At 46.3% G+C, this 14,229-nt stretch carries 10 protein-coding genes; all 10 read left to right on the top strand.

The window, feature by feature from the left end; genetic code table 11:
* Positions 1-213: 213 nt before the first annotated feature.
* The 10 genes from ACE1CM_RS16255 to ACE1CM_RS16210 all read left to right on the top strand — a co-directional run bounded on the left by ACE1CM_RS16255 (position 214) and on the right by ACE1CM_RS16210 (position 14,155).
* Positions 214-2,898, top strand: a complete 2,685-nt coding sequence (locus tag ACE1CM_RS16255) for a Calx-beta domain-containing protein (RefSeq protein WP_374878555.1) — start codon at positions 214-216, stop codon at positions 2,896-2,898.
* A gap of 481 nt (positions 2,899-3,379) precedes the next feature.
* Complete coding sequence (locus tag ACE1CM_RS16250) at positions 3,380-4,087, top strand: hypothetical protein (RefSeq protein ID WP_374878554.1); 708 nt, start codon at positions 3,380-3,382, stop codon at positions 4,085-4,087.
* A complete protein-coding gene (locus tag ACE1CM_RS16245; RefSeq protein WP_374878553.1) occupies positions 4,084-5,040 on the top strand; it encodes a DUF1822 family protein in 957 nt (318 codons plus the stop codon). Before ACE1CM_RS16250 ends, ACE1CM_RS16245 begins: the two co-directional genes overlap by 4 nt.
* Positions 5,041-5,145: 105 nt before the next feature.
* The gene (locus ACE1CM_RS16240; protein ID WP_374878552.1) at positions 5,146-7,446 is read left to right on the top strand and encodes a CHASE2 domain-containing protein; all 2,301 of its coding nucleotides are present in this window, start codon (positions 5,146-5,148) and stop codon (positions 7,444-7,446) included.
* An 81-nt stretch (positions 7,447-7,527) separates the two neighbouring features.
* Positions 7,528-8,397: a DUF928 domain-containing protein gene (locus ACE1CM_RS16235; protein WP_374878551.1), complete on the top strand. Its 870-nt coding sequence runs from the start codon at positions 7,528-7,530 to the stop codon at positions 8,395-8,397.
* Between the two features lie 11 nt (positions 8,398-8,408).
* Complete coding sequence (locus tag ACE1CM_RS16230) at positions 8,409-11,582, top strand: tetratricopeptide repeat protein (RefSeq protein WP_374878550.1); 3,174 nt, start codon at positions 8,409-8,411, stop codon at positions 11,580-11,582.
* 48 nt (positions 11,583-11,630) lie between these two features.
* Positions 11,631-11,804 carry a hypothetical protein gene (locus ACE1CM_RS16225; RefSeq protein WP_374878549.1) on the top strand — a complete coding sequence of 58 codons (174 nt, stop codon included), beginning with the start codon at positions 11,631-11,633 and terminating at the stop codon, positions 11,802-11,804.
* Positions 11,805-11,828: 24 nt separating this feature from the next.
* Complete coding sequence (locus ACE1CM_RS16220) at positions 11,829-13,094, top strand: anhydro-N-acetylmuramic acid kinase (RefSeq protein ID WP_374878548.1); 1,266 nt, start codon at positions 11,829-11,831, stop codon at positions 13,092-13,094.
* Positions 13,095-13,112: 18 nt separating this feature from the next.
* The gene (locus ACE1CM_RS16215; protein ID WP_374878547.1) at positions 13,113-13,559 is read left to right on the top strand and encodes a hypothetical protein; all 447 of its coding nucleotides are present in this window, start codon (positions 13,113-13,115) and stop codon (positions 13,557-13,559) included.
* 284 nt (positions 13,560-13,843) lie between these two features.
* A complete protein-coding gene (locus tag ACE1CM_RS16210; protein ID WP_374878546.1) occupies positions 13,844-14,155 on the top strand; it encodes a helix-turn-helix domain-containing protein in 312 nt (103 codons plus the stop codon).
* Positions 14,156-14,229 lie beyond the last annotated feature (74 nt).

Below are 14,229 nucleotides of genomic sequence, written 5' to 3'. Positions count from 1 at the left end.
GGAACTTTTAACAATGGTGAGCGATCGCATCCGAAGTTTGCATAATTTTTCCCAGCTTGCCTGAGAACTAAATATAAGAGCGACTGGCAATAGGACATCAGTCAGCGGTCATGACCTACAACTCATGACCAGAAAAGTTCTTATGGGGGTGTAATAACTCGATTTGTTACGACACCTATTAACTTTTTTGTGCGATTTTAAGGAATCAATACGATGGCTGGCGAAATTTCTGGGATTAAATGGAACGACCTCAATAATAACGGCGTAAAAGACTCCAACGAATCTGGTTTAGCAGGTTGGACAATCTACCTGGATCAAAACAAAAACGGTCAGTTGGATGCCGGGGAAAAATCTACAACAACCGATGCCAACGGCAACTATAAATTCACCGGACTGACAGCAGGCGCTTATACAGTAGCCGAAGTGCAAAAGCCCGGTTGGGCGCAGACATTCCCAACGGTAGGAGAGAGTACGCTGATTCCAATTAAAGACAGACGCGACTTAATTTTCGACCCGTCGCGCAAGTTACTTTATATGACAACTAGCGATGGAGATGTGGAACGTTTTGATATTAATTCCAAGTCTCTATTAACTCCCTTTGATGTCGGCAACTCGTTAAACGGTGGTGATATTACATCCGATGGCAGTGCTTTATACGTTGCGGAAAATCAAACAGGAGCAACACAAGGCTTCATTCGCAAGGTCAACCTGAATAATGGTAGTGTCACCAACCTGACCTATAACTTAGAGTATGATGACAGACCTAGCGATGTAGCAATTGGCTCAAATGGTATCGGCATAGTTCACTCGTTTGGGCAGTGGCACCCAATGCGCGAACTGAATTTGAACACCGATCAGATATCGAAACGGACGGATAAAACTTCAGTCTATGGAGGCGCACAAATTGTGCGTAGCGTAGACCGCTCCCTCTTTTTTATCACACAGGATGGCATTTCGAGCGGTCCCATTTTTACTTATGATGCCGTCGCCAATAAATTTTCTAATGACAAATGGACGAATGCATATCTTGGGAATAATTTGTCGGCGGTGAACCGCAATGGGTCGCTGATTGCACTCGAATGGGGTAACGGGATTTCAATTTTGGATCGAAACCTTAACTCGGTTGAGAACCTTTCCGGTGTTGATGGTGGAATGGCATTCGATCCATTAAAGGATGTTCTCTATGCTGCTAACTCCACTACGGATCAAATAATTGCTTTTGATACAAACACCTGGAAAGAGCTGTATCACCTGGACATTGGGGAAGATATTAAAAATGATTGGGACAATTCTTCCCGACCCTTTGGCAATGGGATGATGACAACGAGCAATGACGGGCAACTCCTGTTCATGTCCACCTCGTCTGGGGTGCGGATGTTCAACGTGACGGACGCACCTGCTGGTACTCACAAGGTTGACCTCAGCGATAGTCAGGTTGTCACCGACATCAATTTTGGCAATCACCAGACTGCGCCTACTGCAAAACTTTCTATCGACAACGTTACGGTAACCGAAGGCAATAGTGGCACTAAAGATGCAGTTTTCACAGTTAGCCTTGACAAGGCAAGTACTCAAACGGTGACGGTAAACTATGCTACTGCTAACGATAGCGCGATCGCCGGACAAGACTACACAGCCAAAGAAGGTTTGCTCACCTTTGCTCCCGGTCAAACTAAGCAACAGATTTTAGTGCCAGTAATCGGCGACACTTTAGTAGAACCGAACGAAACCTTCAAAGTTAACCTAACCAAGGCGACAAATGCAGAAATCGTCACCAGCGTAGGATTAGGTACTATCCTCAATGATGATTCCTTCGTCCTACCACAACTGTCAATCGGCAACGTGAAGGTGACCGAAGGCGATAGCGGCGCTAAAGATGCAACGTTCGACGTCAGCCTATCCGCAGCTAGTACTCAAACAGTAACGGTAAATTATGTTACCGCTGACGAGAGTGCTACAGCAGGCCAAGACTACAAACAAACCAGCGGCATCCTTACCTTTGCCCCCGGTCAAACTACGCAAACCATCGCCGTACCAGTAATCGGCGACACGCTCGTCGAACCGGACGAAACCTTCAAAGTCAATTTGAGCAATGGGACTAACGCGACAATTGCCGTTGCTTCAGGAGTAGGTACTATCCTCAATGACGACAGTATCGGTGGCAAATCGGGCAATGATGTGCTGATTGGCACATTGGGTCACGATACCCTAGATGGTGGCGCAGGTCACGATACTATCGAGGGATTGGCAGGTCATGACTGGCTCAAAGGCGGGTCAGATCATGACTGGATCGATGGTGGGGATGGTCACGATACCGTAGATGGCGGTAGCGGTTACGACACCATTTACGGTGGTAAAGGCAATGACAGCCTGATCGGCGGCGAAGGCGATGACGAAGTTTATGGCGGGCAAAACAATGACTTGCTCAATGGTGGCGACGGTGACGACATCATCTATGGTGGTCAAAATAAAGACACCGTCATCGGTGGTGCTGGGGATGACGAACTTTATGGCGACAAAGGCAATGATGTTGTTATCGGCGTTGATTCATTAGATGGTGCGCCCGGAGTGGGCGAGTTAGATACCCTGACGGGTGGGGAAGGCATAGATCGGTTTGTTTTGGGGGATGCGATCGCCGGAGCCTACTACAATGATGGCAAAGCCAAGAGTAGCGGCACTGCTGATTTCGCCCTGATAACCGATTTTAATATTGCCGAAGATTTTATCCAGCTAGCAGGAACAGAAGCAAATTACGTTCTGTCCGCAATTGGTGGCAATACCAATATTTACCTAGATAATGATGGTACTCTGGGCTTGGGTTCCAAGGATGAACTGATTGCTCGCGTAGCAGGCGTAACGAGTTTAAACCTCACTGATAGTTACTTCCTCTACGTCTAAACTCAAGATAAAAGGTAGGTAGGGGCGGGTTTTACCAACCAATCCGCCTAAATCACCTTTGTTTCTCTGAAAAATCGTTGAGCAAGGATAGAGATCTAGGTCGAAACCCGGTTTCTCGCCTCTATAAACCCGCCCCCAAATGTGGCACATTCATGGGAAAACGGTATAATTCCGCCGATGCAACCGGAAACGATATGATATCATTTTCCCTTCTTGATGCTACAGATCCGATCCCCCCTAACCCCCCGATGCATTGGGGGGAACAGAAGAAGTTAAAGTCCCCCTTTTTAAGGGGGATTTAGGGGGATCTGTGAAGGGAAAACGGTATGACAAAGATTTCGCAAAAATAGTCTGACTTTTTGTTAAGGGCGAATAGATAATTGTTCAGGCTAATAGTAAAATGCTTCTGACGCCAGATCGCCTTAAAAATTAGCAATTAGCAATTAGCCATTAGCAATTACCAATTACCTCCCCCAGAGCAATGACAATCGATGAACAGCTAAGACAACTGATTGCAGAAGTTTGCAAATACCCCCCTCAGAGTTTGGCAAGAAAGAAAGCTCTGAATCGGCTGCTCATTCAAATCCAATCTCTTCCCGGATTATACAAATCTAAGCACCCAGATTATTTACACGCCCTGAATCGAACCTGGGAGTGGGTGAGCAAAAATATTCAAAACTTCAAGCCCCGCCCACCCTCAATTCAAATCAGCCTGGTAAAGTGGATTAACGGTTACCTTTACTGGCGAATTAAAGATTTGTACGCACCCGATGACAAACCATCTCGCAGTTTCGACGAACCCCTTTGGGATGATGAAGAAGGTGCAACTTATTTGGATAGATTGTCAGAAAGTGGTTTTTGCACTTTTTCCCTCAGCGGAATTGACGCCTACATCGAACAAATTCAAAACCAAGAAACACAGCGCATTGGTTTAGAACTAGAACAGTACATTGAATCAGATCCAGATGGTAAACTGAAAAATTGCCATCTCAAAGCCAAACCTGAATGCAACTGCATGTTACTCATCCAAAGGCTACGCCTGAAAAACCCTCCAGATAAATTGGCAGATATTGCCAGAGATTGGAATGTTAAATATCAAACCCTCGTCGCCCACTGGAAAAGAAATTGCTTACCAATGCTGCAAGAAATTGCACTAAATTTAGGATATGAACCCGACATCGAGCCATGAACAACACACAAGCGCATCTGTTAAAAGTCCCCCTGGGTTACGAAGCTCATCGCCTCGCCCAGAAATTTGCCGCCCAACAAGCCAACCGCCAAAAAGGGAAGCAAGTTTACCTCAATACCCTAGCTGTCTATGCCGTCCACAGTTATTTAAAATGGCTGCAAATTGAAACAAGTTTAGAGCAAAGTGAGAGTTGGCATCCGGTAAAACGGGCGATATTTGATGTCGCAGATTTGGTTTTACCAGGGATTGGTCATTTAGAGTGTCGCCCGGTTTTGCCACAAGAGACAGCTTTGGATTTACCCCCCGAAGTCACAGAAAATCGCATTGGTTATGTGGGCGTGCAGTTCGAGGAAAATCTATCAGAAGTAGAGCTTTTAGGATTTGCACCTGCTGTCGATTATAACAATCCACCAGAGCAACTGCAAGTTTCAGAATTTCAGCCGCTGGATGTCTTGTTAGACCATATTTATCACCTGAAAAACCTCGCAGTTACAGTGGGGAAAACAGATTTACCGGCAGAAATAAGAGCGAATTTGAGTCAATGGTTTGATAATATATTTGATGCCGGTTGGCAAGCTGTAGAAACAATTTTAGGTCAGCCACAAACTGAACTCGCTTTTAGATTTAGAAACCCGGAAGGTAGCGTTAGGCGATGCAAGTTAATCGAATTAGGAATGACTGGTCAATCAGTTGGTTTAATTGTCGCACTGACGCCAGAATCCGAGCAAGAAATGGATATTATGGTCGAGGTGCATCCCCTCAAAAATCAAACCTATTTACCTACCAATCTCCAGTTGATGTTGCTCGATGAAGTGGGGGAAATGGTGATGGATGTTCAAGCGAGAAGCGAAAATAAGCAGATTCAATTGCAGTTTAGTGGCGAAATAGGAGATTGTTTTAGCGTCAAATTGGCTGTGGGTGATGTTAGCATAATGGAAGAGTTTACGATCTAGGTAATGGCTAATGGCTAATGGCTAATGGGAAAAAAACACCGCTTACCCAATTAGCCATTAGCTATTAGCAATTAGCCATTACCCATTACCAATCCCCAATTACCAATGGGAAAATTAGCTGTTCTCAAACTCGACGGTGATTTTGAGCAGGGTTTTCGAGTTACCCTGGAAATTGCAGCGGAAGGCTCACGCTCGTTTACAGAGATCGGCGGTATGTTACCTCCCGCACCCGAACTGGTGACTCAATATAGCCACTGGCAGTCAGTTTATCGCGGTCTGGGGAAGTCCACAAGGGCAATTAAAGCTAAAAAGGTCAAATTTGATGGATCGATCAAAACCCAGCGTCAAGAGTGCCAAGACTTAGGGCTGAAATTGAAATCCCATCTCAATTCCTGGCTTAAATCTGAGTCTTTTCTCTCGATTCGCGAGCAATGGTTGGAAAAAATCAGCACGTCGGAAGAAGTACGAGTGCTAATTCGCACCGAAAACCCCCAACTCAGACAACTTCCCTGGCATTTGTGGGATTTATTGGAACGTTACCCTTCCGCTGAAATTGCCCTCGGTGCGATCGCTTACGAAAAACCAAATCAAGTAAAAAAACAAACTTGTACTAACTCAATCAAAATTTTGGCTATTTTGGGAAATCAAGACGGTATTGATGTCCAAAAAGACCGACAGTTACTAGAAAAATTACCCCAGGCAGAAACCACCTTTCTGGTACAACCGCAACGCCAAGATCTAACCAACCAACTGTGGGAACAATCCTGGGATATTTTATTTTTTGCTGGGCATAGTAAAACTGAAGGAGAAACAGGCAGAATTTATATCAATCAAACAGATAGTTTAACAATTGAAGAAGTAGAGTTAGCGATTAAAAAAGCGGTTGAAAGCGGGTTAAAAATCGCAATTTTTAACTCTTGCGATGGGTTAGGATTAGCACGCAAGTTAGAACAGTTAAATATACCGCAAATTATTGTGATGCGGGAACCAGTACCGGATAAAGTAGCACAGGAATTTTTAAAGTATTTTATCAAAAGTTTTGCTTCTGGAGCGTCTTTTTATCTGGCAGTGCAGTCAGCGAGGAAAAAATTGGAAGGATTGGAAGGTGATTTTCCTTGTGCTAGTTGGTTACCTGCAATTTGCCAGAATCCGGCAACAATACCGCCAACTTGGCAACAATTGTGGGGAAGCGAGCGCATCCAATTCCAAACCCCATTAATTGCCAGTTTAGTAATAACTATTTTGGTCATGGCAGTGCGACAGATGGGAATACTTCAGGGATTAGAATTTCAAGCGTTTGATCTGTTAATGCGCCTGCGTCCAAATGAAGGGATAGATGAGCGCTTGTTGGTAGTTGAAGCAACTGAAGAAGATATTAACCGCTATGGATTTCCGCTACCGGATGGGATTTTAGCTGATGCGATCGCAAAATTAAATTCCTATCAACCGCGAGCGATTGGTTTAGATATTTTTCGCGCTCAACCTGTACAATTTGGTAATTCAGCGTTAGTTAGCCAGTTTCATCACAATCAAAAACTCATCGCTATTTGCAGCGCCAGGGAAACTAACAATCCCAATAAACCAGGGATTAAACCTCCGCCTAAACTGCCAGAAAACCGCTTGGGATTTAGCGATGTGGTAGTAGATCCAGATGGCATTCTCCGCCGCCACCTCGTATTTATGACGCCACACCACACCGATCCTTGTGCAACAAACTACTCTTTCAGCATTAGAGTAGCACTGCATTACCTAGCAGCAGATGGGATTTATCCGCAACTGATTGGTAATAATAGGGTAAAGCTGGTTAAGACTGTTATAAAACCTTTAAAACTTGATACAGGTGGATATCAAAATCTCGACAATCGGGGGTTTCAAATATTACTTAATTATCGAGCATCTGCTGATATTGCTAGGCGAGTTAGAATATCAGAAGTATTATCGGGAAATATTAAACCAGATTGGGTAAAAAATCGGGGGGTTCTGATCGGCGTAACTGCTCCTATTTCTAGCGATGATTTTTCCACACCATACAGTACAATGAAGTGGCCTTATGAGAAAATGCCAGGGTTAATTGTACAGGCGCAAATGGTGAGTCAAATTATCAGTGCGGTGCTAGATAATCGACCTATTTTGTGGGTTTGGAATGCGTGGGGAGAGGCGGTTTGGGTGTGGGGTTGGGCAATTGTTGGGGGTGCGATCGCCTGCTACTATAAGAGAATCCTATATTGGGGATTGGCTACGGGAGCAGCTATAAGCATTTTATCCGGATTGTGCTTTGGCTTTTTAATTCAGGGCGGATGGGTGCCGCTAGTGCCAAGTGCTTTCACATTGGTAGCGACTGGTGGATCTGCGACTCTTGCCCGTGCCTTAGAAATTCGCTTACAATTATTTGCAAAATTGCCTTGAACGTTTCGGGAAAAATAAAAATACTCGCTGAAGTAATTGTTGAAGTTGAACTCAATACTTCACCTCAAAAGAGGTGCATTTATGACCTCGCTCAAATTTAATCGCGGAGGAATCATTTTTAAAGCGGATGGCAGGCGCATGAGGTACACCTTCGTTTGTATAGCGGCAGCATTAATGCTGCCGCTATACAAACAAAGCCAAAAGGCTGTAGCTCAATCGCTGGGAATTTGCTGTAAATTCGCTCTGATTTTGGCAGTGTTTGGCTGTGGCTTTTGTACTCCTGCTATCTCTGCTAACCCGGCGGCTTCCCGGTTGCTTTTAGCATCAAAATTCGAGCCGCCAAACGATGGCGCACCGGGACGTAGATCGGACTCTGGCAGCCGCCCCGGCTGCCCTCAATCAACCAAACCTTTCACAGCTTTAGTACCTGCTACTAATCTGGGAAAAACCATTTCGGAACGTCCCACTTTTTGGCTTTACATTCCCTATCAATCGGGTGCTGTTGAGTTAGTACTCAAGGACGAAAATACAAAAAATACAGTTTATAAAACTAGATTCCAAGTCACTAAAGGGCAGGGAATTGTAAGCTTCCGCCTGCCGCAAACTGCGCCACCTTTAGAGAGTGGGAAAAAGTACCGTTGGCAATTTTATTTCTTTTGCAATCCGACAAGTCAGTCTGACTATCTTGTCGTGGATGGGGTAGTGATGCGAGAGTCAGTGACTGCCACATTGAAGAGTCAGTTAGAGACGGCAACTCCACAACAGCGGGTTGACCTTTATGCGGCTAATGGTTTTTGGTACGATACCCTAACCGAATTAGCTCAACAGAGGCTTGCCAACCCGCAGGATGTTAAATTGGCTGCCCAATGGGCGGATCTGTTGCGGCATCCATTTGTGCGCTTAGAGAATACGATTGAAGAGCCTCTGGTTCCTTGCTGTGCGTCTGAATAACAGGCATAACTATGAAATTGACAAAAATTTCATTCGTCGCAATTCTCACTTCTTTGGCGACCGTGTACGTGCCTTTGAGACTCAATTTGCCAACGCCATTTGCTAATTTACCTGTGTTGGCTCAAACCCAATCGGATCGGAAAGTAGAAGCAGATCGATTGTTTCAGCAAGGACTTGAGCAAGCTGGGAATAATCAATTTCAAGCTGCTATAGAGTCTTTTCAACAGGCAGCGATTATTTATAGGGAAATAGGCGATCGCCAGAGTCAAGCCAATACCCTGGGCAGTATTGGTTTAGCTTATGATTCCCTCAAGCAATACCAACAAGCAATTGAGTTTTATCAGCAGGCTTTGGCAATTGCACGATCGATTGGCGATCGCCGTGGAGAAGCTGCTTCCCTGGGCAATCTGGGCGTAGCTTACCAAACTCTAGGGCAACACCAGCAGGCAATTGAGTTTTCTTCACAGTCGCTGACGATCGCACGGGAGAGTGGCGATCGCTCTGTGGAAGCGAATTCTCTCACCACTTTGATCAAGGCTTACGATTCCCTGAGACAATACCAGCGGGTGATAGAGTTTGCCACGCAGTCGCTCGCGTTCGCCAGGGAGAGAGGCGATCGCCAGACCATCGCCTACAATCTGAACAATCTGGGCGGCGCATACCGCAATCTGGCGCAATACCAGCGGGCGATTCAGTTTTATCAACAGTCTTTAGCTGTTGCAAGGGAGATCGGCGATCGTCTTTTGGAAGTCAATTCCCTAAGCAATCTCGGTCAAACTTACTATTTCCTGTCACAATACCAGCAGGCGATCGAATTCTATCAACAGTCCCTCCAGATTGCACGGGATGTAGGCGATCGCAAGAGCGTTGTCAATTCCCTCAACGGTATAGCTAATGCTTACGATACCCAAGGACAACACCGGGAGGCGATTAAGTACTACGAACAGTCCCTGGCTATGGCAAAAGAAATAGGTTACTCCCAGGGACAAGCTGCTGCTCTCAACGGTATCGGCATTAGTTACTATCAATTAGGGGAATATCAGCAGGCAATAGAGTTTTATCAGCAGTCTTTAGATATTAAACGCAACATCGGCGATGTCTCTGGAGAAGCTAATACTCTGAACAATCTAGGCGATGCTTATAGTTCCCTGGGGCAATATCAACAGGTACTAGAGCTTCATCGGCAGTCTCTAGCAATTAAACGGAAAATAGGCGATCGCTTTGGGGAAGTCCGTGCTTTAGGTAATTTAGGCGTTGCTTACTTGTCTTTAGGGCAATACCAAGAGGCGATTAAGCATTTTGAGCAGTCTTTGGCTCTGGCAAGGGAAATAGGCGATCGCGAAGGAGAAGCTTCTTCGCTATATATTTTGGGCATTGCTTACCAATCTCGCAGGCAGTATCAGCAGGCGATGGAAATTCATCAGCAGTCCCTAATAATTGCACGAGAAATTGGCAATCGCCCGGGCGAAGGCTATTCCCTCACCAGTATGGGCAGCGTTTATTCTGAGCTTGGGAAATACGAGCAGGCAATTGAGTTATATCAGCAAGCGTTGAGCATCGCACGGGATTTAGGCGATCGCCGATCGCAAGCCGAGTTACTTAACAATCTCGGACTTATTTTTTTTGAACAAGGCAATCTCGCCCTAGCAGAGAAAACCCTACTCGCTTCAATTGAGATGATGGAATCGTTGCGGGAGAAGTTGAACGATGCCAATAAGGTGACAATTTTTGATTTTCAAGCAAGTCCCTACATCGGTTTACAAAAAGTTTATGTCGCCAATCAGAAGCCCGATCGAGCTTTAGAAATTGCCGAGCGAGGTCGAGCAAGAGCTTTTGTGGAGTTATTGGCAAAGCGCTTCTCTGCTTCCCCAAATGCTCAACTGAATATCAATAAACTCACCATCGGGCAAATTCAACAAATTGCGAAAGACCAAAATGCCACACTGGTTGAATATTCAATTCTTGATACTGAATTTAAAGGTATAAACAAATTAGAACTCTTGATTTGGGTAATCAAGCCCACAGGTGAAGTCGCGTTTCGCTCTGTTGACCTCACCTCCCTGGATATTCCGATAAAAAACCTCGTTCCCGACACCCGTCAATCCATTGGCGTCAGAAATCGCTCTCAAAACCAACAGCAGCTAGCTTTTCTCCCCGGCGATTTAGTCAAACTCAACACCGACGCCCCTGATTCGGAGCCTTGGGAGGTGGTAGCAGTTGATACTACTGGCAGGATGCTGACAATTAGACAATCTTCGTTTCCTCCAGATGTGACTCTAAAACGTCCCATCGCTGATGTAACAGCTAAAGTAGACTCCCGCCGCAGCAATAACCCCCGCTTGCAGAAACTCTATCAGTTGCTCATCCAACCAATTTCTGACCTATTACCAACTAATCCAGAATCCCGCGTTATCTTTATTCCCCAAGGGGCATTATTTCTAGTTCCTTTTACCGCTCTCCAAGATGCCCAAGGGAAGTATTTAATCGAGAAACATACTATCCTCACCGCCCCAGCAATTCAAGTTTTGGAATTAACCCATCGGCGACGGCAACAACTGCCAGGGAATGCTAAAAATATGCTCATAGTTGGCAATCCTACGATGCCCAAAGTCTCCATCATGCCGGGAGAAGCAGCACAGCAGTTAGGGGCGTTGCCGAATGCGGAACGAGAAGCAGTTGCGATCGCTTCTATTTTCAATACCCAACCCCTAATCGGCAACCAAGCTGTAAAATCTGCTGTAGTGGCAAAATTGCCCGCAGCCAGAATTATTCATTTAGCCACCCACGGGTTATTAAATGATATTCAGGGATTGCAAAGCGCGATCGCTCTCGCCCCTTCTGGCACCGATAACGGTTTGCTCACTGCCGAAGAAATACTAGAATTAAACCTCAACGCTGAATTAGTCGTCTTGAGTGCCTGTAATACTGGCTCTGGGCGCATCACCGGCGATGGCGTGATTGGTTTATCTCGTGCGTTGATTACTGCCGGAGTTCCCAGTGCGATCGTTTCTTTGTGGTTGGTTCCTGATGCCCCCACAGCCGCTTTAATGACTGAATTTTATCAACAATTCCAGCGCACTGGCGATAAAGCCCAATCCCTGCGCCAAGCTATGTTAACCACGATGCAGCAACACCCCAACCCCAGAGATTGGGCAGCATTCACCTTAATTGGCGAAGCTGAGTAGGGGCACGGCAGCGAAGTCTTTGGAGCGGGTACAAAGATTGTCGATGCCGTGCCCCTACAGATCGTGGCTGTGGCGATCGTTGCCGGATTGGGCACGGCAGCCAAGTCTTTTGATCGGGTACAAAGATTGTCGATGCCGTGCCCCTACAGATGGTTGATGCTGTACCTCACTCACTTGCAATCTGCTGTATCCTGTGGGATGGGCATCCTGCCCGTCCGGTGATATTTTTGAAGTCTATTGATAACAATGCGCGTAATTGGTTTAATCAGCGGCACCTCTGTCGATGGCATCGATGCCGCAATGGTTGAGATTTCCGGTACTGATGTCGATTTAAAAGTTGAACTACTCGCGGGGGCAACTTACCCTTACCCAGAAGCTTTACGAGAGCAAATTTTAGCTGTCTGTGCTGGGGCGGCGCTGTCAATGGCAGAATTGGCTCAATTAGATGATGCGATCGCCAAAACTTTCGCCCAAGCTGCCCAAACTATCCAAACAGATCGTCCACCAGCCCAACTCATCGGTAGTCACGGTCAAACAGTTTACCATAGACCTCCTGATGTGCAGGTGGGAATTCCCCAAATGGGATACAGTCTCCAACTCGGACGAGGCGCGTTAATTGCCCATCTGACAAATATTACAACCATCAGTAATTTTCGCGTCGCCGACATTGCCGCAGGCGGACAAGGTGCGCCCCTCGTCTCTAAAATAGATGCCTGTCTGCTCAGTCATCCCCAAGAATCTCGCTGCGTCCAAAATATCGGTGGCATCGGCAATACCACATATTTACCTGCGCGTCAATCCCCCCATTGGGAAGATAAAATCCAAGGATGGGATACGGGTCCTGGAAATGCACTCGTAGATTTAGCAGTGCAGCATTTATCCGGCAAGACAAAAACTTACGACCAAGATGGCAATTGGGCTTCTGGCGGCACACCCTGTCAAGCATTAGTAGAAAAGTGGCTCAGCCATGACTTTTTTCAACTGCCGCCGCCCAAATCTACAGGGCGCGAGTTATTTGGAGTAGACTTTTTCCAACAGTGTTTGGCAGATGCAGAGCCTTATAATTTAAGTGCCGCTGACCTGTTAGCTACCCTCACCGAACTAACCGTCGCCTCAATCGTTCACAACTACCAAACTTTCTTACCGAAGATGCCCGATCGGGTGCTATTGTGCGGCGGCGGCAGTCGCAATCTTTATCTAAAACAGCGATTACAGATTTATCTATCCCCACCAGGAGAATCTACCCAATTACCGATTACCCTCGTTCCCAGGCAGAGCCTGGGAACGCCATTACCAATTCCAGTCTTGACTACCGATGAAGTCGGATTAAATGCAGATTATAAAGAAGCGATCGCGTTTGCCGTTCTGGCCTATTGGCGACATCTGGGTATCCCCGGTAATCTTCCCCAAGTAACCGGCGCCAGCGCCAGCGCCCTTCTGGGGGAAATTCACCTTGCGATGGCACAACCGCCGCATGATAGCATAGACTCTGCTTTGGCAGTGAGCGATTAAATCAAGGAACACACAGCAGTGGCTCATACCTTTTTATTGGAGGCTGGGCGTTGGAGGTTGCAGGGAAGTTGGCTTGAGCGCAACGAGATGCCCATCGGTGTTAGAGGGCTAACTTTGGTGGCGTGGAGTAAGGATAATTGGTTTACGATGGTGACCAAGCTAATGTTTCCCGATAGCGATCGCGAGGAAATAGCCTTCCAATATCGAGGGCGTCTAGATGCTGGGGAACTCCAGTATACTTTTGTGTTGCAACATAGTTTACTGGGTCGCGTGGAAGGTGAGGGGTGGATTGCTCCAGAAACAATTGTGCAGCGCTACTGGGTGCTAAACGACCGCCAACGTCGCAGTGGCTTTGAAACCATGCACCAGATCGATGAAAACAAATATTACCTCAGCAGCAGCATCCTGGCAGGTCATTACCTCACCAGTATGATGGAAGCAACCCTAGAGCGTCAGCCGGAATAACATTATGCCCGATTGTAGATACAGTTGTTCGTTCTAATCTGTTGCAGCTAGAAATTGGGTTTGGCTAAAACAATTAGAACGAAGCTTTAGCTTGCAACCTGTCGCAGCCAGGTTAACTTTCGGTGGGGATTTGGGGGAGGCAATAAAGTCCTCGCGCGAAATCGTGGGATACATGGACATCCCCCAAGCAAATTTTGGCAACTCTTGCCCGACAAAATTTGCCAACCTCCTGAAGTTTTTAGAACCAATAGTATATAATATTAAAACCAAGGAGGTGATGTTAGGTGTTACACAAGGTTGTCAAAGTTAGCCTATATCCAACGCCAGAACAACAAGTGCTGTTAGCTCAATCATTGGGTTGCGATCTTTGGTGGTGGAATTATGCGCTATCACAATCTATCGACACCTACAAAGAAACTGGCAAAGGTTGGCGCCAGTCAGCACTTAACGCTCTCCTTACGGGCTTGAAAAAAGCTGAAGAAACTAAGTGGATTGGAGACTGTTACAGTCAAAATTTGCCAGATGTCACTCGCCACCTGAAAACTGTCTACAAAAAGTTATTTGATGGTCAAGCAAGATTCCCTCGGGTCAAGTAAAAGCATGGTAGGCAGTCTATCCAGTACGCTCAAAACGATCCCCCCCCCGCCCCCCTTAATAAGGGGGGCGGGGG

It is taken from the genome of Microseira sp. BLCC-F43, from assembly GCF_041929235.1.
Classification (GTDB): Bacteria; Cyanobacteriota; Cyanobacteriia; order Cyanobacteriales; family Aerosakkonemataceae; genus Microseira.
Note: the sequence above shows the minus strand (reverse complement) of the source record. Positions and strands in the feature narration are given on the sequence as shown.

What these genes read in the sequence shown, in the direction of transcription:
- ACE1CM_RS16230 (WP_374878550.1), top strand. Translation starts at nt 8,409, where the DNA reads ATGAAATTGACAAAAATTTCATTCGTCGCAATTCTCACTTCTTTGGCG.
- ACE1CM_RS16240 (WP_374878552.1), top strand. Translation starts at nt 5,146, where the DNA reads ATGGGAAAATTAGCTGTTCTCAAACTCGACGGTGATTTTGAGCAGGGT.
- ACE1CM_RS16245 (WP_374878553.1), top strand. Translation starts at nt 4,084, where the DNA reads ATGAACAACACACAAGCGCATCTGTTAAAAGTCCCCCTGGGTTACGAA.
- ACE1CM_RS16220 (WP_374878548.1), top strand. Translation starts at nt 11,829, where the DNA reads ATGCGCGTAATTGGTTTAATCAGCGGCACCTCTGTCGATGGCATCGAT.
- ACE1CM_RS16255 (WP_374878555.1), top strand. Translation starts at nt 214, where the DNA reads ATGGCTGGCGAAATTTCTGGGATTAAATGGAACGACCTCAATAATAAC.
- ACE1CM_RS16250 (WP_374878554.1), top strand. Translation starts at nt 3,380, where the DNA reads ATGACAATCGATGAACAGCTAAGACAACTGATTGCAGAAGTTTGCAAA.
- ACE1CM_RS16235 (WP_374878551.1), top strand. Translation starts at nt 7,528, where the DNA reads ATGACCTCGCTCAAATTTAATCGCGGAGGAATCATTTTTAAAGCGGAT.